The following is a 24,699-nucleotide window of genomic DNA, read 5'->3' as shown; positions in this document are numbered from 1 at the left end:
TCGGATTACCGAACCCGAGAACACGCTGATCATGAACGCTCCCTTGCACGCCGAAACGTTGCGCCGCCCGGTGCCGGCCGCCTGTCTGGATGCCTTGCGCGCGCGCTTTGGCGACCGCCTGTCCGAGTCCGCCGCCGTGTGCGAACACCACGGCCGCGACGAGTCGCCTTACCCGGCCATGCTGCCCGACGCCGTTGTCTTCGCGCATACAACCGAAGAAGTGGCGGCGATCGCCAAGATCTGCAATGAACACCGCGTTCCCTTGATTCCCTACGGCGCTGGCTCGTCGCTGGAAGGCCACATCCTGGCTATCCAGGGCGGCATCAGCCTGGACCTGTCGCAGATGAACCAGGTCCTGGCGATCAACGCCGAGGACCTGACCGCCACCGTGCAGGCAGGCGTGCTGCGCAAGCAGCTCAACGAAGAAATCCGCAGCACCGGCCTGTTCTTCCCGATCGATCCGGGTGCCGACGCCAGCCTGGGCGGCATGGCCGCCACCCGGGCGTCCGGCACCAACGCCGTGCGCTATGGCACGATGCGCGAAAACGTCATGTCGCTGACCGTCGTCACGGCGGACGGCCGCATCATCCGCACCGCGGGCCGCGCCCGCAAATCGTCGGCCGGCTATGACCTGACGCGCATCTTCGTCGGCAGCGAAGGCACCCTGGGCATCATCACCGAGGTGACGGTGCGGCTGTACCCGCAGCCCGAAGCCGTGTCGGCCGCGGTCTGCAACTTTCCCACGCTGGATTCCGCCGTCCAGAGCGTGATCGAGATCATCCAGATGGGCGTGCCCATCGCCCGTGTCGAATTCATGGATGCGGCGAGCGTGCGCGCCGTGAATCTGCACAGCAAGCTGAGCTTGCGCGAAACCCCGTTGCTGGTGTTTGAGTTCCACGGCAGCCCCGCGGGCGTCCAGGAACAGGCGGAAACCGTTCAGGCCATCACGGCGGAGCATGGCGGCATGGACTTCGAATGGGCCGAACGCCCCGAAGACCGCAGCCGGCTCTGGACCGCCCGCCACAACGCCTATTTCGCGGGCTTGCAATTGCGTCCGGGCTGCCGCGCCAGCACCACCGACGTCTGCGTGCCGATCTCGCGCCTGGCCGACTGCGTGCGCGACACCGTCGAAGAACTGGACCGGGCGAGCTTTCCCTACACGATCGTGGGGCACGTGGGCGATGGCAACTTCCACGTGCTGATGCTGCTGGACGCCGACAGCGCCCAGGAATGGCAGGAGTCGGAAACCATCAACCACAACCTGGTGCGCCGGGCCATCGCGGCCGACGGCACCTGCACGGGCGAGCACGGCGTGGGCCTGCACAAGATGCAATTCATGGCGGAAGAGCACGGCGAGGACGCCCTGGACCTGATGCGCAGCCTGAAGCACGCGTTTGATCCGAACAACATCCTGAACCCGGGCAAGATCGTGTCCTGGTAAGCCGCAAGCGGCCGCTGCGCCGCAAGCATCCAACGCCGACGGCCTTGCCCGTCGGCTTTTTTTCGCCTGTCCGACGCAGGGTGGAGCCTCATCCCGGGGCCAATTTTCCAGTGACAGCGCGGGACAAATCCTTTACTCTGATTTTTCGTAGACAAATGTCCACATTGTGGATATGCCTTGAGAAGGCCGGTCTACCGTCAAAAGAATGGAACGTGTTTCTACAGAAAACCACGTCCTCGACAAAGGAGACAAGGATGTTGATGAGACAACGCTTGATGGTGGCCGGCCTGGCCTTTGCCAGTGCGGCGGCCTCGTTGCCGGCGCAGTCGCTGGCGGCGGACAACTACCCCAACCAGCCGGTAACGCTGGTGGTGCCGTTCCAGCCCGGTGGGGGTACCGACGCCGTGGCGCGTACGTTCGCCAAGGTGTCCGCCCCGTACTTCCCGAAGGGCATGGTGGTGCTCAACAAGTCGGGCGCGGGCGGCGCGGTGGGCTGGAACTATGTGCTTAACAACAAGAACGACGGCCACACGCTGACCGTGGTCACCGCCGAATTCGTCATCCTGCCGTTGCTGGGCCTGTTCGACCACACCTACAAGGACTACACGCCGCTGGTCCAGCTGAACGCCGATCCGGCCGCGATCGTGGTGCCCGCCAATTCGCCCTACAAGACCATCGACGATTTCATGGCCGCGGCCAGGAAGTCGCCGGCCACCATGAACGTAGGCACCTCGGGTACGGGTTCGATCTACGACGTCGCGTTGAGCGCGTTCGAGGTCAAGTCGGACACCAAGTTCACGCACATTCCCTTTCCCGGCTCGGGGCCCGCGCTGTTGAACCTGCTGGGCGGCCAGCTCGATGCGGTGGCCACCAGCCCGGCCGAAGCGGCCGAGTACGTGCGCGCCGGCAAGATGCGCCTGCTGGTCCTGATGAGCGACAAGCGGGTGCCGGAATTCGCCGACGTGCCCACGGCCAAGGAGAAGGGGATCGACGTGGCCTATGGCACCTGGCGCGGAATCGCCGGCCCGAAGGACATGCCGCCCGCCGCGGTCGCCAAGCTGAAGGAGGTCTTCGAGAAGGTCGCGCAGGATCCGCAGCTGATATCGGCGATCAAGGCGCAGAACCTCGGCTACGTCTACGCCGACGGCGCGGCCTTCGAGAAAAAGATGGCGGCCGAGACCGCCGATTACGCCGAAATCCTGAAGACCTTGAGCATCAAGTAAATCGCCGGCGCCACTTCCCCCAACCCACCCGAGCAGGACTGCCATGACCCATGCGAACGCCATGCCCACGCCTTACCGTTACCCCAACCCAAAGGAAGCGCTGCCTGACATCGTGGTGCCGCAAGTGATTCCGGAGGATGAGCGGGTGTGGGTGCCGCAAGCCGAGAATGTATGGTTCAGGCCGCTCTGTCTGAACGTGTCCCAGGGATACTGGATGAACCTGCTGCGCGTGCGCAGGTCGGGCGTGCTGAGCTGCCACCGGCATCCGCAGGCGGTGCATGGCTACGTCATCAAGGGGTCGTGGCGCTATCTGGAGCATGACTGGGTTGCGCGCGAAGGCAGCTATGTGTTTGAGCCGCCGGGCGAAACCCACACGCTGTACGTGCCGGAGGATGTGGAGGAAATGATCACCATGTTCCAGGTCAACGGGGTCATGTACTACTGCGACAGCGAAGGCCGGCACACGGGCTACGAAGACGTGTTCACCAAGCTCGACATGTGCAGGAAGCACTATGAAAGCGTGGGGCTGGGCGCGGACTACGTCGATCAGTTCGTCCGTTGAGCAGACCAGCGCCACATCAGGGAGCCGACATGAGTTTTCAAGCAGGACTGTTCAAGGGCAAGGCCGCGGTAGTTACCGGTGGCACGCAGGGGGTGGGGCGCGGCGTGGCCGAGGCGCTGGCGCGCTTGGGCGCAAGCGTACACGCCGTCGGACTGGCGGCGGACGAAGCGCCGCCGGAAGGCGTCGAGCTGGTGGAGCTGGATGTCACGCAGGCGGATGCCGTGGCGCGTTTCGCGGCAGGCCTGGGACGCGTGGATATCCTGGTCAATTGCGCCGGCGTCATCTTCCGCCAGGAAGAGTTCAAGTTGCCCGTGTTCGAGCGTGTGCTGGACATCAACCTGACGGGCACCATGCGCCTGTGCGAGGCGCTGCAGCCGCTGCTGGCGCAGTCCAGGGGTTGCATCGTCAATACGGCGTCGATGCTCAGCTTTTTCGGGGGCGGGCTGGTGCCGGCCTACAGCGCCAGCAAGGGCGGCGTGGCGCAGCTGACCAAGTCGCTTGCGATCGCCTACGCCGATGCGGGGATCCGGGTGAATGCGGTGGCGCCGGGGTGGATTGCCACGAAGCTCACCGAGGCCTTGCAGAACGACCCCGCGCGGGCGTCGCGCATCCTGGAGCGCACGCCGCTCAAGCGGTGGGGCACGCCCGCCGATGTGGCGCAGGCGGTGGTGTTCCTGTGCTCGCCGGCGGCGGGGTTCATGACGGGCGTCGTCATGCCGGTCGATGGCGGCTATATGGTAACTTGACCCTCGCGCCGGCCAGCCGGCACGCATCGCCATGGATACCGGTCAATGAAAGCCACTCGCGCCACCGCAGCAACGACGCACACTCCGGCGCAAGCCGCCAAGCCTGTCGCCGGGACCGCGTCGTTCTCCAAGTTCATGCGGGTGCTGGACACCATTGCGCTGGGCGGCGACACCGCGTGGACCGTGAATGAGCTCAGCCTGAAGCTGGGATATCCGCGCCCGACGATCTACCGGATCGTCGAGGCGCTTGTGGCCGAACAGCTCATCGTCCAGAAGCGCAATGGCCAGTGCTTCGGGTTGGGCCCGCGCCTGGTCAGCCTGGCGAGCCGCGCGCTTGAAAGTTCCGATATCCGCCAGCTCTGCAAGGACCATCTGTTCGACCTGAAGGAGCTGACCCAGGAAACCGTTCACCTGGCGGTGCCTGACCGGTCCGAGATGACCTACATCGACAAGCTCGAAAGCCCCAAGGCCGTGCGCATGAACTCGCGGCTGGGCAGCCGCGTCACGATGTATTCCAGCTCGGTGGGCAAGGCCTACCTGGCGCGGCTGGAACCTGCCGAATGCGACGCGCTGATCCAGACGCTGGACTACAAGGTCTTCACCGATGCCACGCTGCGTACGCCGCAAGCGCTGCGCAAGGAAGTTGAACAGATCCGGCGGCAAGGCTTTGCGGAAGACCGTGAAGAGAATGAGAAGGATATCTTCTGCTTTGGCTGCGCCATCACCGACAAGCAGGGTCGCCCAGTGGCCTGCGTCAGTCTGAGCATCCCGGCGTTCCGGATGAGCGCGGACCGTACCGGCAGCTATATCAAACCGCTGGTCGACGCTTGCGCGGCAATATCGAAGACCTTGGCGCTGCTGGATTATTCCGGCTGAGCGCAACACCGCGGCAGGGCAGGGACTGCTGCTTTTCAACGACAGCCGCGTACCGGTTTTACGGCTGGTTACTTCTGCGACGCCCGTAAAACCCCGTAAAACCGTTGTCTGCGGGTAAATCCCGGCCTGCTTATCGCGGTCGCCCGCGCTATTGTTGCGCTCATGAATTCACTGGTCGAAACTGGCCTGGCACAAGTGCAGGCGCCTTATTCGTTGCAGCAGCTCATCGAGGCGTTGTCGGCCGCGTTGCCCGCGCACTGCGTATTGTTCCGCGAAGAGGACACCCGCCCCTACGAGTGCGATGGCCTATCCCTTTACCGCTCTCTGCCCGCGGTCGTCGCCCTGCCTGAAACCGAAGAGCAGGTGCAGGCCATCATGCGCATCTGCAAGCGGCTGAACACGCCCATCGTCGCGCGCGGCGCAGGCACGGGATTGTCGGGCGGCGCCATGCCGCACAGCCAGGGAGTGCTGCTGGGGCTGTCCAAATTCAACCGCATCAAGCATATCGACCTGGCCAGCGCCACGGCCATCGTGGAACCGGGGGTGCGCAACCTTGCGATCTCCGAGGCCGCGTCGCCTTACGGGCTGTACTACGCGCCGGATCCGTCCAGCCAGATCGCCTGCTCCATCGGCGGCAACGTGGCGGAAAACTCCGGCGGCGTGCATTGCCTGAAGTACGGACTGACGGTGCATAACGTGCTGCGCGTGCGCGTGGTCACGATCGACGGGGACGTGGTCGAACTGGGATCCGAGGCGCCCGATGCCCCTGGACTGGATCTGCTGTCCGTCTTCGTCGGGTCCGAAGGCATGCTGGGCGTGGTCACGGAAGTGACCGTCAAGCTGATTCCGAAGCCGGCATGCGCGCAGGTCGTCATGGCCAGCTTTTCCAGCGTCGAGGCCGCAGGCAATGCGGTCACGCAGGTCATCGCCGCGGGCATGATCCCGGCTGGCCTCGAGATGATGGACCGCCGCGCCACGCACATGGTCGAACCCTTTGTCCGCGCGGGCTACGACATGGACGCGCAAGCCATATTGCTGTGCGAATCGGACGGCACGCCGGAAGAAGTGGCGCACGAGATCGCGCGCATGGAGGCGGTGTTCCGTGAGGCCGGCGCCACGCGCTGTCAGGTCTCCACGTCCGAGGCCGAACGCCTGAAGTTCTGGGCGGGCCGCAAGAATGCGTTTCCCGCGGCGGGGCGGGTATCGCCGGATTACTACTGCATGGACGGCACGATTCCGCGCCGGCATCTGGCGCGTGTGCTGGGCGCCATCGAGCAAATGGAAGACGAGTTCGGCCTGCGGTGCGCCAACGTCTTCCATGCGGGCGACGGCAATCTGCATCCGCTGATTCTGTTCGATTCGAATAAGCCGGACGAGGTGGAGCGCGCCGAGAAATTCGGCGCCGCCATTCTCGAGCTGTGCGTGCAGGTGGGAGGAACCGTGACCGGAGAGCACGGTGTGGGAATGGAGAAAATAAATCAAATGTGTGTGCAATTCTCTCGCGACGAACTTGACGCGTTCCTGGCGGTGAAGCGGGCGTTCGATCCGCCTTGCCTGCTCAATCCTGAAAAGGTCATTCCCACGCTGGCCCGCTGCGCCGAATACGGCAAGATGCATGTCCATGCGGGAGAGTTGCGCTTCCCCGATCTCGCCCGTTTCTAGGACCTATCCCTTATGGATTTTGTCCTGTCGGAATTGTGCGACCAGGTCATGACGGCGCGTGCCGGACACAAGCCCTTGTTTGTGATGGGCGGCGGCAGCAAGGGGTTCTATGGCAACTACCGGCCGCTCAGGCCGCAGGATGGCCATTGCCTGCTGGACATGACTCCTTATCGCGGCATCGTCAGCTACCACCCGTCGGAGCTGGTCGTGACGGTGCGCGCCGGCACGCCGCTGGCGGAGCTTGAAGCCGCGCTCGCCGAACATGGCCAGATGCTGGCTTTCGAGCCGCCGCATTTCGCGGAGTCCGCCACGGTAGGCGGCTGCGTGGCGGCAGGCTTGTCGGGCCCGCGCCGCATGAGCGCCGGCGCCTTGAAGGACTTTGTGCTGGGCGCTCAACTGCTCGATTCGGAAGGGCGCATCCTGTCGTTCGGCGGGGAAGTCATGAAGAACGTGGCGGGATATGACGTGTCCCGTTTGCTGGCGGGTTCGCACGGCATCTTCGGCGCCATACTTGAAGTCTCTCTCAAAGTCGTGCCCCGGCCGATGGAGGAGCTCACGCTCGTCTTGCCGGCCACGCAAGCGCAGGCGCTGGCCAACTTCGCCTTGTGGCGGGGCAAGCCCTTGCCGATCTCCGCCACCAGCTGGACCGGCGCCGAAGAACGCGGCGAGGGAATGACGACCGTGCGCCTGTCGGGCGCGCCGCCGGCCCTTGCCAGCGCCCGCCAGGTGATCGGCGGCGATCCGCTGGACCCGGACGTGGCCGAGGCGTGGTGGCGGTCGCTGCGCGAGCAGACCCACGCGTTCTTTGCGCCGGACCAACCCCTGTGGCGCCTGGCCTTGCCACCCACGGCGGCCGCGCTCGGCCTGGGGCCGACCATGCTGGAATGGGGCGGAGGCCAGCGCTGGCTGTCCGGGCCTCGCGATGCCGCCGAGCTGCGCGAGACAGCGGCACGGCTCGGAGGTCACGCGACGTTGTTCCGCACCGCTCATACCAAGCCGCCGGCCGATGGGGTTTTTCATCCGCTGGCGCCCGGCGTCGGTTCGATCACGCGCCGGCTCAAGCAAGAGCTCGATCCGGCCGGCTTGTTCAATCCTGGCCGCCTGGTCCTGGAGCTATAGCGCATCATGCAAACCAATCTGGCATCCTGGGCAAGCGATACCAATCTGGGCAAAGAGGCCGACGCCATTCTGCGCCGCTGCGTGCATTGCGGCTTTTGCACGGCAACCTGTCCCACCTATCAGGTCCTGGGCGATGAACTGGACAGTCCGCGCGGGCGCATCTATCTGATCAAGCAGGTGCTTGAAGGCAAGGAGCCGACGCAGTCTACGCAGCAGCATCTGGACCGTTGCCTGACCTGCCGCAATTGCGAGACCACATGCCCGTCCGGCGTGGAGTACGGCCACCTTGTGGATATAGGCCGCAAGATCGTGGACGAGCGCGTAAGCCGTTCGTGGACGGACAGGACCAAGCGCACCTTGCTGCGGCGGGCCATGCTGTCGCCCATGTTCGCGCCCGCCATGCGGCTTGGGCAGACCATGCGCGGGCTGCTGCCGGAAGCGCTCAAGCGCAAGGTCCCCGAGCGCCGCGACGCGGGTGTGCTGCCGCAAGTCGCCGGGCATGCCCGGCAAGTCTTGATGCTGGCCGGCTGCGTGCAGCCGGCCATGATGCCCACCATCGACGCCGCCACGATCCGCGTGCTGGATGCCGTCGGCATCGGCGCGCGCATCGTGCCGGGGGGCGGCGGCTGCTGCGGAGCCGTCAGCTTTCACCTGGATGCGCAGGACGAGGCGCTGGCGCAGATGCGCGCCAACGTTGACGCGTGGTGGCCCCTGGTGCAGGACGGGAAGATCGAGGCCATCGTCATGAACGCATCGGGCTGCGGCGCGATGGTCAAGGAGTACGCGCACCACTTGCGGCATGATGCCGCCTATGCGCAAAAGGCCGCGGACATCGTGGCGCTGGTCAAGGACGTGGCCGAGATCGTGGCGCCGCATGCCGACCGGCTGCGCGCGCGCTTGCCGGCAGGCACCCGGGCCTCGTTCCATCCGCCTTGCACCCTGCAGCATTGGCAGGGATTGCGGCCGCTGTCGGAGCAACTGCTGGTGGACCTGGGCTTTGAATTGCAGCCGTTCGCGGACAAGCATCTGTGCTGCGGATCGGCGGGCGCGTACTCGGTGCTGAATCCGGACATCGCGCTGGAGCTGCGGGACCGCAAGCTGGGCGCCATCGCCGCGGGAAGCCCGGACGTGATCCTGTCGGCCAACATGGGCTGCATCGGCCACCTGCAAAGCGGCACCGACACGCCGGTGCGGCATTGGGTCGAGGTGGTGGACGAACAATTGAGCAAGTCGCCGGCGGCTTAGCACCGCACGCCGAGCGTGCAGGTTTGCCGCCGGGCCGCCCCGACGAAAAAACGCCCCCTGGGAGGGGGCGGCAAGTCCTTGCCGAGAGGAGCTTTACTCTACGGCCTTGACCATGTCTTCCAGCACCTTCTTGGCATCGCCAAAGACCATCATCGTGCGATCCATGTAGAACAGCTCGTTGTCCAGTCCGGCGTAGCCCGAGGCCATGGAGCGCTTGTTCACGATCACGGTGCGCGCCTTGTAGGCTTCCAGGATGGGCATGCCCGCGATCGGCGACTTCGGGTCGTTCTTGGCGGCGGGGTTGACCACGTCGTTCGCGCCCAGCACCAGCACCACGTCGGTCTGCCCGAACTCGCTGTTGATGTCTTCCATTTCGAAGACCTGGTCGTAAGGCACTTCGGCCTCGGCCAGCAGCACGTTCATGTGGCCCGGCATGCGTCCGGCTACCGGGTGGATTGCATACTTGACCGTCACGCCGCGGGCGGTGAGCTTTTCGGCCAGCTCCTTTAGCGCGTGCTGCGCGCGCGCCACCGCCAGGCCGTAGCCGGGCACGATCGTCACGCTTTCGGCGTTGGTCATCAGGAAGGCCGCATCGTCGGGGCTGCCCGACTTGACGCTGCGCTGCTGACCGTCGCCGGCTGCCGCGCCGCCGCCGGCCTGTCCGCCAAAGCCGCCCAGGATCACGTTGAAGAACGACCGGTTCATCGCCTTGCACATGATGTAGGACAGAATGGCGCCGGACGAACCCACCAGCGAACCGGCGATGATCAGCATGGGGTTGTTCAGCGAAAAGCCGATGCCCGCCGCCGCCCAGCCCGAATAGCTGTTCAGCATCGACACCACGACCGGCATGTCCGCGCCGCCGATCGGGATGATGATCAGCACGCCCAGCACGAAGGCGATGATCGTCATGATGACGAAGGGCGTCCACTCTTGCGTGAGCATGAACCAGATGCCGCAAGCCAGCATCAGCAGGGCCAGCGCCAGGTTCAGCATGTGCTGCCCGGGGAACACGACGGGCGCGCCCTGGAACAGCCGGAACTTGTACTTGCCCGACAGCTTGCCAAAGGCGATGACGGAGCCGGAGAACGTGATCGCGCCCACGAAGGTGCCGATGAACAGCTCGAATCGGTTGCCGGTGGGGATGGGGATGCCGATCGGGACGATGCCGAAGGCATGCGGTTCGGCCACGACGGCCACCGCGATGGCGACGGCCGCCAGGCCGATCATGCTGTGCATGAAAGCGACCAGCTCGGGCATCTTCGTCATTTCGACGCGCTTGGCCATCAGCGTGCCGACGGATCCGCCCACCAGCAGGCCCAGCAGGACCCAGCCCAGCCCGATCGTGGCCGTGCCGCTGCGCGCCAGGCCGATGATGAGCGCGGCCGTGGTCAGCACGGCAATCGCCATGCCGGCCATGCCGAAGGCATTGCCCAGGCGCGAGGTGGTGGGATGGGACAGTCCCTTGAGCGCCTGGATGAAGCAGACCGAGGCGATCAGATACAGCAGGGTGACCAGGTTCAGCGAGATCATTTCGCTTCCTCCTTGGCCGGCTTCCTGTCCTTTTTCTTGAACATCTCAAGCATGCGCCGCGTCACGAGGAAGCCGCCAAATACGTTCACGGCGGCCAGGGCCACGGCGAACACGCCCATGCCGCGCGCGAGTCCGCCCTCGGTCAGCGCGGCCGCCAGCATCGCGCCCACGATGATGATGGCGGAAATGGCGTTGGTCACCGCCATCAGCGGCGTGTGCAGCGCGGGGGTGACGTTCCACACCACGTGATAGCCGACATAGATGGCCAGCACGAAGATGATGAGGTTCATCAGAGTGGGGTTGATCGCTTCCATGTTCTAGGTTCTCCGCGTCACATTGCCGCCTTCGCACACCAGGCAGGCCGCCACGATTTCATCGTCGCGCTGGATCGCCAGCGCGCCGTCCGCATTGATGATGAGCTTCAGGAAATCCAGGATGTTGCGCGCATAGAGCGCCGAGGCATCGGTGGCGACCAGGCCGGGCAGATTGGTCAGCCCGATGATCGTCACGTCGTGCTTTTCGACGATCCGGCCTTTTTCGGACAGCGGGCAGTTGCCGCCGCGTTCGACCGCAAGGTCCACCAGCACCGAGCCCGGCTTCATGGCCGCGACCGTCTCCGCGGAAACCAGCGTGGGGGCGGGCCGGCCGGGAATCAGCGCGGTCGCGATGACGATGTCCGCCTGCTTGCAGCGTTCGGACACCAGCGCGGCCTGACGGGCCATCCAGGCGGGCGGCATGGGCCGGGCATAGCCGCCCGTGCCTTGCGCGATTTCGCGTTCTTCGTCGGTTTCGAAGGGCACGTCGATGAACTTGGCGCCCAGCGATTCGACCTGTTCGCGAGCGGCGGGGCGCACGTCGGAGGCCTCGACCACCGCACCCAGCCGCTTGGCCGTGGCGATGGCCTGCAGGCCGGCCACGCCGGTGCCGAGCACCACGGCGCGCGCGGCCTTCAAGGTGCCGGCGGCGGTCATCATCATCGGAATCAGCCGGCCATAGTGATGGGCGGCCAGCAGCACGGCCTTGTAGCCGGCCAGGTTGGCCTGCGACGACAGCACGTCCAGGCTTTGGGCCCGAGTGATGCGGGGAGCGGCCTCCAGCGCGAAGCCGACCAGTCCTGCGCCGGCCATCTGCGCAAGACCTTCGGCATCGAAGGGATCGAGCATGCCGACGACCACGGTGCCCGGCTTCATGTGCGGCAGTTCGGCCGTGTCGGGCGCGCGAACCTTCATGACCAGTTCGGCGCCCAGGGCGTCCTGGGCGGAACCGAGCGTGGCGCCCGCTGCTTCATAGGCGTCGTCAAGATAGCGGGCCGCGCTGCCTGCTCCGCGCTCCACGACGACTGTGTGCTTGCCGCCTACGTACTTCTTGACGGTCTCTGGTGTTGCTGCGACACGGGTTTCCCCGTCTCGGGTTTCTTTTGGTATCCCGATGTGCATCGACGCCTCTCCTCAGAAGGTTCGCCGTAGTTATACACGGAATGTGTGCCCCAGGCTGCACCCGCTTGGCGCGCATGTGGCTCCCGGGCGCGGCGGCCAGGCAAAAAAAAAGCCCCATGGCGAACCATGGGGCTCGGGTTTTGCAACCCACTTGCTCCGGCCAGACTTACCACGCCGCTGGCCGGCACCTGCACGCAAACGTCCGGCGTCAGGCCGTTTGCGCGCGAGTCCAGAGGATCAGCGCGGCGGTGAGGTCGCGCAGATCGGCCTTGAGGCGGCCATAGTTTTCGGTGGGACGCAGCGTGACTTCGTCCATGTAGAGCTTGCGGTTGATCTCGATCTGCAGGCTGTGGCGGCCTTCTTCGGGGCGGCCGAAGGCGCGCACCAGTTCCACGCCCTTGTAGGGATCATTCACGGTGACGTCGTAGCCGCGCTCGCGCAGCCAGGCCGCGATGAACTCGCGGAAGGCCGGGTCGCTGGTGCTGCCGTCGCGGTCGCCCAGCACGAAGTCCGGGTGGACCAGGCCGGGGCGGTCGGTGGCGAAGGCGCCGGCGACGCTGGGCATGGAATGGCAGTTGATGTGCCAGACCTTGCCGAACTTCCGGTGGGCGTTGTCCAGCACCTGGCCCAGCGCGGCGTGGTAGGGCTTCCAGCAGGCGTCGATGCGATGGCGGACTTCTTCGACCGTCAGCTTGCGGTTGTACAGCGGCGTGCCGTCATCGAGCATGCGCCAGATCAGGCCCTTGCCCAGCTTGACCTTCGGCGAGGCGTTGATGGCATCGGGCCAGGCCTGGTCCAGCAGCAGTTCGTCGATCTCGTCGGGCGCGCGGTTGGCGTCGATGTAGGCGCGCGGGAAGGCGGCGGCAATCATCGGCACGCCCATTTCCATGGCGTCGCCCCACAGGTCGTCAACCCAGGTGTCCTCGGCAGTGCGCAACGCGCCAAAGTCCACCGCGGCCGCGAAATCGGGGGGGTAGGCTGTGCCGCTGTGCGGGGAGTCCAGCACGAGCGGGGCCGAGGATTCCGAATCCGGATATTGCTGCGGAAGGTCGAGCCGGTAAGACAGGGGTTGGGTAATTCGCATATAGAGGTATTGCGTTCGTGAATCGGAGGTCCTCGCGCGCCTTCGGAGCGCGAGGACCGAAGACCGCTTAGTCGATCTTCACGTTGGCTTCTTTGGCGATGCGCTTGTTCTTGGCGATTTCAGCCGAGATCTGCGCGCCGAATTCGGCCGAGGAGTTGGCGGCCGGGGCGGCGCCCAGGGCTTCCAGGCGCGTCTTGACGTCGGCTTCGGCGCTGACCTTCTGGACGGCGGCGTTGAGCTTGGCCAGGACGGGCGCGGGCAGCTTGGCGGGGGCGACCAGGCCGAACCAGGACGCGTCGTTCACGGCCGGCAGGCCGGCTTCGGCGAACGTGGGAACGTCGGGCAGCGAGGACACGCGCTTGGGCGCGGCGACGGCCATGGCGATCAGGCGGCCGGACTGGACGTGCGGCAGCGTGGAGGGCAGGTTGTCATACATGACGTCGACCTGGCCGGCCAGCGCGTCGTTCAGCGCCGGGCCCACGCCGCGGTAGGGCACGTGCATCAGGTCGGTGCCCGAAGCCATCTTGAACAGTTCGCCCATCATGTGCGAGACCGAGCCGTTGCCGGCCGACGCATACGTCAGCTTGCCCGGCTGGCTCTTGGCCAGCTTGATGAAGTCGGCCATGTTCTTGGCCTGGACCTTCGGGTTGATGGTCATGATGTTGGGCACGGCGGCCAGGTTCGAGATGGGCGTGAAATCCTTCTCGCCATCGAACGGCAGGTTCGGGTAGATGGCCGGGTTGATGCCGTGCGTGCTGACGGTGGCGATACCCAGGACATAGCCGTCCGGCGCGCTGCTGGCAACAAATGCGCTGCCGATCGAGCCGCCCGCGCCGCCGCGGTTTTCCACCACGACGGTCTGGCCCAGTTCCTTGCCCAGCTTGTCCGCGAACAGGCGGCCGACGATGTCGGTGGTGCCGCCGGGCGGGAAGGGAACGATCAGGCGGATGGGCTTGCTCGGATACGCGTCTTCAGCGTGCGCGATACCCGAGATCAGCGGCGTGGCGAGGGTCGCGGCAGCGACACACAGGCCCAGTACTACATTACGGCGTTGCATGGATTCCCCTAATAAATTGGAAAGCGGATGCGCAATGGCAGACGCAAACGCAACGATTCTTTCCTGGCGGCCCTGTTTGCGCAAACGAAAGTTTCTCCGTAAGCTATGACTTTTTTTCATACCTCTTTTTGGCCGGGCCGGATTTGGCGTTACTTTTGTGTAACGTTTCCCGTTGCGCTCGCGCCAGCACCAAGCCCATTGCGGCAGGGAGCCCCACGGTGAGCGTGGGGACTACAGATGCGGCGTTTCTGTCCCTCTTTAACGGATCTTCAGGCGTTTGAAGTTGCCGCCCGGCACAGCAGTTTTACCCGCGCCGCCCAGGAACTGTGCGTGACGCAGGGGGCGGTCAGTAAACAGGTGAAACATTTGGAGGAGTTCGTTGGCGTCGAACTATTCCTGCGGATCAGGCAAGGCCTGGTCCTGACCGAGGCTGGCCGCAGCTACCTGACCAAGATCCAGGCCGGCCTGGGGCAGATCGAGGCCGCCACCGTCGAGCTGATCGCGCACCAGGGGCAGGGCGGCACGCTCAACCTGACCTGTATGCCGACCTTCGGTGCACGGTGGCTGATCCCGCGCCTGACGGCCTTCATGCGCCTGCGCCCCGATATCCACGTGGAATTCCTGCCGCACCGCCAGGGCTATGACTTTTCCACGCCCGAACTGGACGCCGCGGTGCGTTTTGGCGAGGGCCTCTGGCCGGGCAGCGGCGCGGACTATATCGTCGGCCGCGAGATCCTGCCCGTGTGCAGTCCGCGTCTGATCCCGGGCGGCTGCGAGTCGCCCGAGGCCCTGCTGGCTTATCCGCTGCTGCACCACACCTCGGCCCTGGATGGCTGGCGCGACTGGTTCGAGCAGGCCGGCTGCGATACCCGGCGCAGCCTGGAAGGCGCGCGCTTCGACCAGTACGCGCTGCTGTCGCAGGCCGCGGCGGCAGGCTTCGGCGTGGCGCTGATTCCCCGTTGCCTGATCGAGGACGAGCTGCGCGACGGCAAGCTGGCCATCGCCATCCAGTTGCCGATCCGGGCCCGCATGGGCTACTACCTGTGCTATCCGGAGCAAAAGGCCAACCTTCCCACATTGCAGGCCTTCCGGGCCTGGCTGATGGAGGTGTCGCGGGCCGCGGAGCCCCAGCCGCGGGAAGATGCCCAGTCCAATCTAAAATAGTCCCATCATGAGTCAAATATCCACCAAGAAAGGCCGCGTCGTCGTCGGCATGTCCGGCGGGGTCGATTCTTCGGTCACCGCCTGGCTGCTCAAGCAGCAAGGCTACGAGGTCGTCGGCCTGTTCATGAAGAACTGGGAAGACGACGACGATTCCGAATACTGCTCCACCCGCCAGGATCTGCTGGACGCGGCCAGCGTGGCCGATCTGGTCGGGGTGGAATTCGAATTCGTCAATTTTGCCGCTGAATACAAGGACCGCGTGTTCGCGGAGTTCCTGCGCGAGTACTCCGCGGGCCGCACGCCCAATCCGGACGTGTTGTGCAATGCCGAGATCAAGTTCAAGGCGTTCCTGGACCACGCCATGGCGCTGGGCGCCGAGCACATCGCCACGGGTCACTATGCGCGCGTGCGCGAAGTGCCGGCCGACGGCGGCGGCACGCAGTTCCAGTTGCTCAAGGCCCTGGATGCTTCCAAGGACCAGAGCTACTTTCTGCATCGCCTGAACCAGGCGCAGCTGTCGCGCACCCTGTTCCCGCTGGGCGAGATCCACAAGACCGAGGTGCGGCGCATCGCCCACGAGATCGGCCTGCACAATGCCGCCAAGAAGGATTCCACGGGGATCTGCTTCATCGGCGAGAGGCCGTTCCGCGAGTTCCTGAACCGCTACCTGCCGACCGAGCCGGGTCCGATCATGACGCCCGAAGGGCAGAAGGTCGGCCGTCACGAAGGCCTGTCGTTCTATACGCTGGGCCAGCGCAAGGGGCTGGGCGTGGGCGGCGTGAAGGGGCGGCAGCGCGAAGACGGCACGGCCGAGGCCTGGTACGTGGCGCGCAAGGACCTGGAGCGCAATATCCTCTACGTGGTGCAGGGGCATGATCACCCCTGGTTGCTTTCGGGCAGCCTGCGGGCGCAGGACGCCAGCTGGGTCGCGGGCCATCCGCCGGCCTTGGGCGGCTATGGCGCCAAGACGCGCTATCGCCAGGCCGATGCGGCATGCCGCCTGGACCAGGCTGCGGACGGCGCGTTCGCGCTGGATTTCACCGAACCGCAATGGGCGGTAACGCCCGGCCAGTCGGCCGTGCTATACGATGGCGAGGTTTGCCTGGGCGGCGGCATCATCCTGTAGACGATGCCGCGTTGCCCCCCAATCAAGGCCCCCCGGAACACTACCCGAGGGGCCTTGTTCATGACAATAAAGAGAGGAGATGGATGTGGATGTGACGATGGTGATTTGCCTGCTGGTGTTGGGCGCCGTGGTGGGATTTGCCGCGGGCCTGCTGGGCATAGGGGGAGGGATGCTGCTGGTGCCCTTTCTGACCATGCTGTTTGCCTGGCAGGGCATGCCGCCCGAACTGGTGGTGCACGCGGCGATCGCGACATCGATGACCTCGATCCTGTTCACCTCGATATCCAGCGTGCGGGCCCACCAGCAGCGTGGCACGATCAAGTGGGGCATCGTGGCGGCCATGGCGCCGGGCATCATCGTCGGCGGCCTGGTGTCGGGTGGCGCGGTCTTCGCCGCGCTGAGCACCTTGTGGCTGTCGCTGTTCTTTGCGCTGTTCGTGGGCTATTCCGGCTGGAGCATGCTGCGCAACAAGAAGCCCAAACCCTCCCGCCAGATGCCGGGCATCGCGGGCACCAGCGCGGCGGGGGCCGGCATCGGCTTCCTGTCGGGACTGGTGGGCGCGGGCGGCGGCTTCCTGTCCGTGCCCTTCATGGTCTGGTGCAACGTGACCCTGCTTAACGCGGTGTCGACCTCGGCCGCGCTGGGCTTTCCCATTGCGCTGGCCAACAGCGTGGGCTATGTGGTGTCGGGCTTGAACGAGAGCGTGTCGCGTCCGGGCATGCTGGGCTACATCTATTGGCCCGCGCTGGTGGCGCTGGTATGCACCAGCGTGCTGACGGCTCCGCTGGGCGCGCGCATGGCGCACCGATTGCCGGTGCAGACCTTGAAGCGGGTTTTCGCGTGCCTGCTGTTCGCCCTGGCCGGGTACATGCTGTTCAAGGCCTGGCAGACCTTTTCGGCTTGAGCGGGGGCGGGAAAAGAAAACTGGCCGCGGAAAGCGGCCAGTTGCGGATGCCCGGGGCTGCCGGGCGCCTGTCCAGGACCGTCAGGCGGTCTTGGGGATGGTGTCGATGAACGATTGCCGTTGGGACAGCTTTTCGTACAGGCGGGCCAGGTTGGGCTGGCCGGCGCGCCAGTCCAGCGAGGCGAAGCGCAGGTCCAGGTAGCCCAGCGCGCAGCCGACGGCGATGTCGGCCAGGCTGTAGTTGATGCCCATGCAGTGGGCGTTGTCGCCCAGGCTCTTGTTCATGGCATCGAGGCTGGCGTGGATCTTGCTGAACTGACGTTCGATCCACTCGGGGCTGCGTTGAACCTCGGGGCGCTGGTTTTCCTTGACGATGGCCACGCAAGCGTCCAGGAGGCCATCGGCGATGGCTTCCCAGCATTTGACGGCCGCACGGTCACGCCCCGGCTGAGGAATCAGGCGGGCGACGGGAGACAAGGTGTCCAGGTATTCGACGATGACGCGCGAATCAAACAGGGCGCCGCCATCTTCCATGACCAGGCAGGGCACCTTGCCCAGCGGATTGTACGTTTGGATCTGCGTGTCGGCGGACCAGACGTTTTCGAGTTCAAGCCGGTAATCCAGCTTTTTCTCGGCCATGACGATACGCACTTTGCGTACGTATGGACTGGTAAGCGAGCCGATCAGTTTCATGGAGTCACAAGCGGAGTCGGAAAGCGGCCGAAGTATAGCAGGCCGCATGGCGTCGAATCGTCCGGTGGCCGGAATCTTCGCCAGTTTGCCACAATGTTGCGCGCGCCCGGATGATAAAATCGTCGGGTTTTCCCATCCGTAGCTTTTTCTCTCCCAGACCATGCAAATCGCCGATCAGCTGAGCCAACTTAATGCCCTTTCGCCATTGGATGGCCGATACGCTTCCCGGGGCGACGCGCTGCGCGGTCTGCTCTCCGAGGCTGGCTTCATGGCGCACCGCGTCGAAGTCGAGGTGGCCTGGCTGGTCGCCCTGTCCGACGCCGGCCTGCCGGAACTGCCCGCGTTCTCCGAGGGCGCCCGCGCGCGCCTGGGGCAGCTCGTGCAGAATTTCTCCGAAGCGGACGCCGGCCGGATCAAGGACATCGAGCGCGTCACGAACCATGACGTGAAGGCCGTCGAATACTGGCTGAAGGAAAAGGTCGCCGATGACGCCGAGCTGGCCCGCGCCGCCGAATTCATCCACTTTGCCTGCACCTCCGAGGACATCAACAACACCTCGCACGCGCTGATGCTGTCGCGTGCCCGCGACCAGGTCGTGGTGCCGCGCCTGCGCGAGGTCGCCGCCAAGCTGAATGAGCTGGCCGTCGCCCAGGCTGACCAGCCCATGCTGTCGCGCACTCACGGCCAGCCCGCCAGCCCGACGACGCTGGGCAAGGAATTCGCCAACGTGGCCGCGCGCCTGAACCGCGCCATCGCCGCCGTCGAGGCGGTCGAGCCCCTGGCCAAGCTCAATGGCGCGACCGGCAACTACAACGCCCACCTGTCCGCCTATCCCGAAATCGACTGGCCCGCCTTCAGCCAGCGCGTGCTGGCCGGCCTGGGCCTGACCCAGAACCGCCACACCATCCAGATCGAGCCGCACGACTGGATGGCGGCCCTGTTCGATGCCATCACGCGCGCGAACATCATCGTGCTGGATCTGGACCGCGACATCTGGGGTTATGTGGCGCTGGGTTACTTCAAGCAGCGCCTGAAGGAAGGCGAGGTCGGTTCCTCGACCATGCCGCACAAGGTCAACCCGATCGACTTCGAAAACTCCGAAGGCAACCTGGGCCTGGCCAACGCCGTGCTGCGCCACCTGGCCGACAAGCTGCCCGTCTCCCGCTGGCAGCGCGACCTGACCGATTCCACCGTTCTGCGCAACCTGGGCGTAGGCCTGGGCTATTGCCTGGTGGCCTGGGATGCCTGCATGCGTGGCCTGGGCAAGCTCGAGGTGAACGCGGCCGCCATCGACGCCGACATCGACGCATGCTGGGAAGTGCTGGCCGAGCCCGTGCAGACCGTGATGCGCCGCTATGGCCTGCCGCAACCCTATGAACAACTGAAAGCCTTGACGCGCGGCAAGGGCATTACCGAAGAGGCTCTGCGAGAATTCATCCAGGGCCTGGCGCTGCCTGAAGAGCCGAAGGCCCGCCTGTTGGCGATGACCCCGCGCTCGTATATCGGGCTGGCTGCCGAGCTGGCCCGGGCGGTATAGTCGCCATGCCGCGCGCGTCATGCGCGCGGCTTTCACGTTGTACCTACGGGAGAATGCAATGAAGAAGTTGTCCACGCTCGTCGCGCTGGCCTGTATGACGGTGGGGCCGTTGCTGGCGACGTCCGCCTCCGCGCAATTCGCCAAGCCTGAAGACGCGGTCAAGTATCGCCAGTCGGCGCTGTCGCTGATGGGTTCGCATTTCGGGCGCATGGCGCCGGTGGTCAAGGGGCAGGCGCCCTATGACGCTGCGCAGATCAAAGCCAACGTCGAGGTGTTGAAGACGCTGTCGGCATTGCCGTGGGCAGCTTTCGGTCCGGGTACGGAAGGCGGCGACGCCCGTCCGGAAATCTGGAGCGATGCCGCCGGCTTCAAGCAGAAGCAGCAGGCGTTCCAGGACAACATCGTCAAGCTGTCGGCCGCCGCGGATGCCGGCGATCTGGACAAGCTGCGCGCGGCCTTCGGCGACGTGGGCGCAAGCTGCAAGGCCTGCCACGACTCCTACCGCAAGAAGAAGTAAGGCCTGGAGCCGTCCATGGACGGCGTCCGGCGCCAATGGAAAAGCCCCTCGGAAGAGGGGCTTTTTTATTGGGCGGGATCAGGAAAAAGACATGTCCGACATGACTTCCAGCGACCGTATCCATAGCACCAGGCCAGTCACGCAAGCGCCCAGCAGCACGGCGCGCAGCCAGACGGCGAACCCGTCTTGCGTGGGGGGCGTGCCCGGAGGCACGTCCTTGGCGTCGACGTTACCGGTGATGATGGCCCGCACCAGGCGCTTGCGGCGCACCACGGCATACCAAGTCACTGCCAGCAGATGCAGGGCGATCAGCCCGAGGATGACCCATTCATTGAGCTTATGCCAGGCCGTCATGGCGCTGGCGGTGTCTTCGCCGACGCGCCCGAACAGCGGGCCCTGCGTCATGATGTCGTCGGTCGTGAACAGGCCGCTGACTGCCTGGAACCCCACGACCAGCAGCAAGGCCATGACCGACAGTGCGCCCAGCGGGTTGTGGCCGGCCGGGGCGGCCGCGCCCTTGAGGTAGCGGGCTACCGCCGAGGGGCCGCGCACGAAGTGCGCGAATCGGGCGTAGCGCGGGCCGAAGAAGCCCCACAGCAGGCGAAAGAGGATAAGGCCCAGCGCCGTACAGCCGAAGCGCACGTGCCAGTCCATGTACAGCCCGCCGAGCTTCACGCTGACGAACGCGCCGACGATACAGACGACGAGGGCCCAGTGGAATATGCGGGTGGGGAGGTCCCAGATGCGGACCGCGAGACGATTGTTCTGCATGTTGATATCGCCAGGGCAGGGTTTGCCGGGACTTTATCACGCACAAAGAAAACCGCCGCGTACGAAACGCGGCGGATTTGAGCTAGCTCAGCGAGCGGCGCGGCGCACCGGTTCGATGCGATGCACGTGCTCGTGGCGGAAGCGGATGCGCTGGCCGGGAGCCTTTTGCGCAGGCGCGCCGCAAGGCACGACTTCGGTCGTATAGGTGGTCGTGCCGTTGATGGGCGCGTTGAAAATGACCGTTGCGCGGATTTCCGGGCCGTTGGCCGGCTTCAGGTAGACGATGTCGCCGATGTGGATCGGCATGTTGTCCAGCTTGGTGTGAGCGGGACGGCGGATCAGATCCGAGGTAGTGAAACGAGTATTCATGGTGTGTGATCTCTTAAGTTCTAGTTATTTGAAAAGCTGCGCCGTGCCATGTTGCGCAAGATCGGGGCGCCAACAACGCCGCGCATCCTTGCTGCTTGCCTTGTCCAGCCGGGTTGAATTGGACAGGAATTTCATGACACTAACGCATTACTGCCGCCGTCTCTTTGCGCATTCTCATGTTTTTGCGCGCACGGGTGGACGGCGCGATGCCATCATTCAGTCCGAGGCGGCATCGGTTCAGGCCGTGTGGCGTGCGCGTGCAAGATTTGTGCTTGCGCGTGCGCTCTCGCGGCCTGGGGTTTGCTCAGAGCGGCAAGCTCTGGCGATTGCGGCGTTTTGCCGCGGTATGTGTAGCTGCTTCTTGCCAAGCCGGACTGGCGGCTTGGTGAAGGCGTTTATTCCATTTCTTCCAGATCAGGCCCCGGGATTGCGTTTTTCGCGTTGTACTTCGCAATTCCGAAGGGGCTTTCGGGTGGCCTGACGGTCGCAGTTGCGCCGCAGTGTTGTTGCGGTGTTGCTCTAGTTGCGGCCAGGCTCTGGGGAATACTGTACTGCCAAGTTCTTGATGCGGCACCATTTATTTTCAAAATAAGGCGGTGCGCGCTCAGATCTCAACCAACGATATTATCGCTGGTTTGTCGTTTTGGCAAGTGTTTTTTGGGAGGGGCCGCCATGGCCCCGCGCCGGCGTGATCAGTGCGTGGCAGGGCGGGCCTGGCGCTGGGCTTCGATGATCAGGCCTTCCAGGCGAGGCGACATGCGCAGCGCCACCTGGGCGCCGTTCGTGCCGTCCGGCTGCGTGACGGTTTCCAGGGCGAGTGCGATGCGTTCGCCGTCGAAGGCTTCCGGCGCCGCCTGGATCTCCACGTAGCGGTCCAGCAACGCGTCGACGGCCTTTTGGGCATCTGCCAGGGCTTCGTCAGACAATTGGCCGTTGCCCAGGTACTGGTTGACCACCCGAGCAAGGTCATCCATGAAAAACAGCAAGGCGGCCGCGCCGCGGCAGTCGGGATGGGCAAAGCCCCAGGAATGGGAGGAAGCGTTCTGAGTCATGTCGTGGGGGCAGGCCAATGTTGCGGACGGGGCCGGTGGCGGAGTGCCGGGGGCGGACCGCCGCCAGCAGCCGAAACCGATATTTTAGAGGATGAGCCCCGGTTCCCCCGCATCGTCCTGGCGCTGGTGCATACTTCGGCCCCATGACCCGGCGCGCCCTGTGTCAACTCGCTTCGATGGCAACAAAATCCGCCCGTCGGGCGGATGTGGCGCCGTGCTACCGGATAATTTGCCGGAAGGCGCCCGCCCCGTGGGGCGGGTTCTGTTTTTTAGCAAACCTGCATGCAGGGAGGATGCGCATGACCTTGTTCCGCGCGTGCGTCACGGGCTTGGCGATGGCTTCGATGCTGCTTCTGGCGGCCTGCGTCAATAAAGAGCCTCAGGAGCGCGTTGCGTTCATACAGTTGCTGCAAGCCCGGATGAACAGCGCCACGCTGGTGCCCATCGGCGCGCTCAGCAAGCCCGAAAAAGAGGCCGTGGGCGATTACGCCGACGCCTATGAGGTGATCACCGATTTTCAGGAAGCCCTGGCGCAGGCGGCCCAGCCGTTGCGCGAGGTGCTGGCCATGGAGACCATCCGCTCGGTCAGCGAGATCGTGGAGCGCAAGGCCGGGTTCGAAGCCGCGCGCAAGACCCTGGCGGAGAGCGCCGCAAAACTCCAGGATGCCCGTGCCAAGGCGGACAAGGCCCGGGCCGCGTTGACGCTGCCAGCCGATCTGGCTCCCGTCTATGACGGCGTGTATGACGAGGCGGTGACTGCTCCCGCCGCGGAGATGATGGACGCCGCGTCAAAAATGGACTCGGTCGCCCGCGACGCCCTGGGCGTGGCGGACTTTGTCGCGGCCCATGGCTCTGACGTTCTGCTGGTGGAGGGGCAGGCGCGCGTGGCGACGCCAACGATCCAGCAGGAATTGAATTTGCGGCTGCAGGGACTGAACGCGCAATCCGAAGGGCTCGAGGAGGCTCGCGCTACCCTGCTGCGGGCCGCGGGCCGCGGCTCGCCCGCGCCATAACCTTCCGGGGCGCGTCCAGCGCCGGCCGGCGGCGCTTTGTACAATGCGGCTCTCGCGGCGTTCGCCGAGCCTTGGACGGAATATGAGCCAATCTTCCAGCGTGCACTACAGAACCTTTCTGCTCCTGCTGGTGGTGGTCACCATCGCGTTCGGCTGGTTGTTGTGGCCTTTCTATGGCGCCGTTTTCTGGGGCACCATCCTCGCCATCCTTTTCGCCCCCCTGCAGCGCCGTCTGGTGGCGCGCATCGGCGGGCGGCGCAATCTTGCCGCGCTGATCACCCTGCTGCTGGTGCTGCTGCTGGTGATCCTGCCGCTGGTCGTGATCAGCGGCTCGCTGGTGCGCGAAGGCGCCAACCTTTATCAAAGCATCAAGTCCGGGCAGATCAACTTCGGCGCCTATTTCCAGCAAGCCATGGCGGCTTTGCCGCCGTCGGTGCATGACATGCTGGCGCGCTTCGATCTGGCCGACATTCCCAGCTTGCAGGAAAAGCTCAGCGCGGGTGCCATGCAGGCAAGCCAGTTCCTGGCCACGCAGGCCCTGAGCATCGGACAGGACACGTTCCAGTTCGTGATCGGCTTTGGCATCATGCTGTATCTGTTGTTCTTCCTGTTGCGGGACGGGCCGCAGCTATCGGCCCGCCTGAAGCGCGCGATGCCCCTGAGCGACACTCACAAGCAGCATCTGTTCCGCAAATTCACCACCGTCGTGCGCGCCACCGTCAAGGGCAACGTCGCGGTGGCCGCGGCGCAGGGCGCGCTGGGCGGCATCATCTTTTCGATCCTGTCGATCCAGGGCGCGCTGCTGTGGGGCGTGATCATGGGCTTTCTTTCACTGCTGCCCGCAATCGGCGCAGGCCTGATCTGGGCGCCCGTGGCGATCTACTTCCTGTTGACGGGCGCCACGATCAAGGGCGTTGCGCTGATCGCGTTCGGGGTGCTGGTCATTGGCATGGTCGACAACGTTCTGCGCCCCATCCTGGTGGGCAAGGACACCAAGATGCCGGACTACGTGGTGCTGATCTCCACGCTGGGCGGCATGGCCTTGTTCGGCTTGAATGGTTTCGTGATCGGCCCGCTGATCGCCGCCCTGTTCATGGCAAGCTGGGATTTGTTCTCGCCCGCGTCCGGTGTGCCGGTCGCCCATGCCGAGGACAGCGAGCCCGACGGCAAATAGCATTACACGTGTGGGCATGCGGCCGCAGACAAGTCGTCCGCATGTGTCTGGACCGGTGTATGGTGTAGCAGCGTCGGCCCCTTCGGGGGCTGGCCTTTCGTGTCAACTTCGCTAATCAGGAGCGCGTTGCATATGGAATGGAAACTGCACCGATCGGGCTGGATCGAAGAACGCAACTTCGACATCGAGTTCGCCGAGACCCCCGAGGGCTATCACACCCGCGTCCGGGTCTTCGGATTTCCGATTCTTGAAGACACCAGGCATGTGTTTCCGAACGAGGCCTTGGCGGAGAAAGGAGCGCTGACCTTGCTCAAGAGCCAGTTCACGGGCACGCCGGACCTGGAAGACCAGTAGCGAAAAAGGGGTGGGCGGAGATCATTCGCCCGCCCTTTTTC

General features: G+C 65.0%; 25 protein-coding genes. 16 read left to right on the top strand and 9 right to left on the bottom strand.

Features of this window, described 5'->3' with window-relative positions; genetic code table 11:
* Nucleotides 1-31: 31 nt before the first annotated feature.
* The 8 genes from HLG70_RS13555 to glcF all read left to right on the top strand — a co-directional run bounded on the left by HLG70_RS13555 (nt 32) and on the right by glcF (nt 8,874).
* Nucleotides 32-1,441: an FAD-binding oxidoreductase gene (locus HLG70_RS13555; RefSeq protein ID WP_171663255.1), complete on the top strand. Its 1,410-nt coding sequence runs from the start codon at nt 32-34 to the stop codon at nt 1,439-1,441.
* Between the two features lie 260 nt (nt 1,442-1,701).
* Nucleotides 1,702-2,664, top strand: coding sequence for a tripartite tricarboxylate transporter substrate binding protein (locus HLG70_RS13550; protein ID WP_234103092.1), 963 nt, complete (start codon nt 1,702-1,704; stop codon nt 2,662-2,664).
* A 43-nt stretch (nt 2,665-2,707) separates the two neighbouring features.
* Entirely contained in the window at nt 2,708-3,226 is a 519-nt protein-coding gene (locus HLG70_RS13545) for a 2,4'-dihydroxyacetophenone dioxygenase family protein (RefSeq protein WP_171663253.1), read from the top strand.
* Between the two features lie 29 nt (nt 3,227-3,255).
* Complete coding sequence (locus HLG70_RS13540) at nt 3,256-3,972, top strand: SDR family NAD(P)-dependent oxidoreductase (protein ID WP_171663252.1); 717 nt, start codon at nt 3,256-3,258, stop codon at nt 3,970-3,972.
* A 45-nt stretch (nt 3,973-4,017) separates the two neighbouring features.
* Nucleotides 4,018-4,848: an IclR family transcriptional regulator gene (locus HLG70_RS13535; RefSeq protein WP_171663251.1), complete on the top strand. Its 831-nt coding sequence runs from the start codon at nt 4,018-4,020 to the stop codon at nt 4,846-4,848.
* Nucleotides 4,849-5,010: 162 nt separating this feature from the next.
* Nucleotides 5,011-6,510, top strand: coding sequence for an FAD-linked oxidase C-terminal domain-containing protein (locus HLG70_RS13530; protein ID WP_171663250.1), 1,500 nt, complete (start codon nt 5,011-5,013; stop codon nt 6,508-6,510).
* A 12-nt stretch (nt 6,511-6,522) separates the two neighbouring features.
* Nucleotides 6,523-7,629, top strand: a complete 1,107-nt coding sequence (gene glcE / locus HLG70_RS13525) for a glycolate oxidase subunit GlcE (protein WP_171663249.1) — start codon at nt 6,523-6,525, stop codon at nt 7,627-7,629.
* A 6-nt stretch (nt 7,630-7,635) separates the two neighbouring features.
* Nucleotides 7,636-8,874 carry a glycolate oxidase subunit GlcF gene (glcF, locus tag HLG70_RS13520; RefSeq protein ID WP_171663248.1) on the top strand — a complete coding sequence of 413 codons (1,239 nt, stop codon included), beginning with the start codon at nt 7,636-7,638 and terminating at the stop codon, nt 8,872-8,874.
* A gap of 93 nt (nt 8,875-8,967) precedes the next feature.
* Here glcF and HLG70_RS13515 read toward each other — a convergent pair whose 3' ends face one another.
* From HLG70_RS13515 to HLG70_RS13495, 5 genes are all read right to left on the bottom strand, one after another.
* Nucleotides 8,968-10,407: an NAD(P)(+) transhydrogenase (Re/Si-specific) subunit beta gene (locus tag HLG70_RS13515; RefSeq protein WP_171663247.1), complete on the bottom strand. Its 1,440-nt coding sequence runs from the start codon at nt 10,405-10,407 to the stop codon at nt 8,968-8,970.
* The gene (locus HLG70_RS13510; RefSeq protein ID WP_006388447.1) at nt 10,404-10,721 is read right to left on the bottom strand and encodes an NAD(P) transhydrogenase subunit alpha; all 318 of its coding nucleotides are present in this window, start codon (nt 10,719-10,721) and stop codon (nt 10,404-10,406) included. The genes HLG70_RS13515 and HLG70_RS13510 overlap by 4 nt, the downstream gene beginning before the upstream one ends.
* 3 nt (nt 10,722-10,724) lie before the next feature.
* Nucleotides 10,725-11,843: a Re/Si-specific NAD(P)(+) transhydrogenase subunit alpha gene (locus HLG70_RS13505; RefSeq protein ID WP_171663246.1), complete on the bottom strand. Its 1,119-nt coding sequence runs from the start codon at nt 11,841-11,843 to the stop codon at nt 10,725-10,727.
* A gap of 208 nt (nt 11,844-12,051) precedes the next feature.
* Nucleotides 12,052-12,927 carry an N-formylglutamate amidohydrolase gene (locus HLG70_RS13500; RefSeq protein ID WP_171663245.1) on the bottom strand — a complete coding sequence of 292 codons (876 nt, stop codon included), beginning with the start codon at nt 12,925-12,927 and terminating at the stop codon, nt 12,052-12,054.
* Between the two features lie 67 nt (nt 12,928-12,994).
* Nucleotides 12,995-13,984: a Bug family tripartite tricarboxylate transporter substrate binding protein gene (locus tag HLG70_RS13495; RefSeq protein ID WP_171663244.1), complete on the bottom strand. Its 990-nt coding sequence runs from the start codon at nt 13,982-13,984 to the stop codon at nt 12,995-12,997.
* A gap of 237 nt (nt 13,985-14,221) precedes the next feature.
* Here HLG70_RS13495 and gcvA point away from each other — a divergent pair, with 237 nt between their 5' ends.
* From gcvA to HLG70_RS13480, 3 genes are all read left to right on the top strand, one after another.
* The gene (gcvA, locus tag HLG70_RS13490; RefSeq protein ID WP_171663243.1) at nt 14,222-15,148 is read left to right on the top strand and encodes a transcriptional regulator GcvA; all 927 of its coding nucleotides are present in this window, start codon (nt 14,222-14,224) and stop codon (nt 15,146-15,148) included.
* A 7-nt stretch (nt 15,149-15,155) separates the two neighbouring features.
* The gene (gene mnmA, locus HLG70_RS13485; RefSeq protein WP_171663242.1) at nt 15,156-16,274 is read left to right on the top strand and encodes a tRNA 2-thiouridine(34) synthase MnmA; all 1,119 of its coding nucleotides are present in this window, start codon (nt 15,156-15,158) and stop codon (nt 16,272-16,274) included.
* An 85-nt stretch (nt 16,275-16,359) separates the two neighbouring features.
* Complete coding sequence (locus HLG70_RS13480) at nt 16,360-17,178, top strand: sulfite exporter TauE/SafE family protein (protein ID WP_171663241.1); 819 nt, start codon at nt 16,360-16,362, stop codon at nt 17,176-17,178.
* Between the two features lie 81 nt (nt 17,179-17,259).
* Here HLG70_RS13480 and HLG70_RS13475 read toward each other — a convergent pair whose 3' ends face one another.
* Nucleotides 17,260-17,871, bottom strand: a complete 612-nt coding sequence (locus HLG70_RS13475; protein ID WP_171663240.1) for a glutathione S-transferase — start codon at nt 17,869-17,871, stop codon at nt 17,260-17,262.
* Nucleotides 17,872-18,031: 160 nt separating this feature from the next.
* Here HLG70_RS13475 and purB point away from each other — a divergent pair, with 160 nt between their 5' ends.
* Both purB and HLG70_RS13465 read left to right on the top strand, forming a co-directional pair.
* The gene (gene purB, locus HLG70_RS13470; protein ID WP_171663239.1) at nt 18,032-19,408 is read left to right on the top strand and encodes an adenylosuccinate lyase; all 1,377 of its coding nucleotides are present in this window, start codon (nt 18,032-18,034) and stop codon (nt 19,406-19,408) included.
* A gap of 58 nt (nt 19,409-19,466) precedes the next feature.
* Nucleotides 19,467-19,925, top strand: a complete 459-nt coding sequence (locus tag HLG70_RS13465) for a c-type cytochrome (RefSeq protein WP_171663238.1) — start codon at nt 19,467-19,469, stop codon at nt 19,923-19,925.
* 78 nt (nt 19,926-20,003) lie between these two features.
* On the opposite strand, the gene HLG70_RS13460 is transcribed toward HLG70_RS13465, so the two are convergent.
* From HLG70_RS13460 to HLG70_RS13450, 3 genes are all read right to left on the bottom strand, one after another.
* Nucleotides 20,004-20,696, bottom strand: coding sequence for a cytochrome b/b6 domain-containing protein (locus tag HLG70_RS13460; protein ID WP_171663237.1), 693 nt, complete (start codon nt 20,694-20,696; stop codon nt 20,004-20,006).
* Between the two features lie 87 nt (nt 20,697-20,783).
* Nucleotides 20,784-21,065: a hypothetical protein gene (locus tag HLG70_RS13455; protein WP_171663236.1), complete on the bottom strand. Its 282-nt coding sequence runs from the start codon at nt 21,063-21,065 to the stop codon at nt 20,784-20,786.
* 692 nt (nt 21,066-21,757) lie between these two features.
* On the bottom strand, nt 21,758-22,117 hold the full coding sequence (locus HLG70_RS13450) for a hypothetical protein (RefSeq protein WP_171663235.1): 360 nt from the start codon (nt 22,115-22,117) through the stop codon (nt 21,758-21,760).
* Between the two features lie 299 nt (nt 22,118-22,416).
* On the opposite strand from HLG70_RS13450, the gene HLG70_RS13445 reads away from it, so the two are divergent.
* From HLG70_RS13445 to HLG70_RS13435, 3 genes are all read left to right on the top strand, one after another.
* Nucleotides 22,417-23,130, top strand: coding sequence for a DUF3053 family protein (locus HLG70_RS13445; RefSeq protein WP_171663234.1), 714 nt, complete (start codon nt 22,417-22,419; stop codon nt 23,128-23,130).
* 82 nt (nt 23,131-23,212) lie between these two features.
* The gene (locus HLG70_RS13440) at nt 23,213-24,304 is read left to right on the top strand and encodes an AI-2E family transporter (RefSeq protein ID WP_171663233.1); all 1,092 of its coding nucleotides are present in this window, start codon (nt 23,213-23,215) and stop codon (nt 24,302-24,304) included.
* Between the two features lie 132 nt (nt 24,305-24,436).
* Nucleotides 24,437-24,658, top strand: a complete 222-nt coding sequence (locus HLG70_RS13435; RefSeq protein ID WP_171663232.1) for a hypothetical protein — start codon at nt 24,437-24,439, stop codon at nt 24,656-24,658.
* Nucleotides 24,659-24,699 lie beyond the last annotated feature (41 nt).

Origin of the sequence: Achromobacter deleyi (genome assembly GCF_013116765.2) — a bacterium.
GTDB classification, from domain to species: Bacteria; Pseudomonadota; Gammaproteobacteria; order Burkholderiales; family Burkholderiaceae_B; genus Achromobacter; species Achromobacter deleyi_A.
Note: the sequence above shows the minus strand (reverse complement) of the source record. Positions and strands in the feature narration are given on the sequence as shown.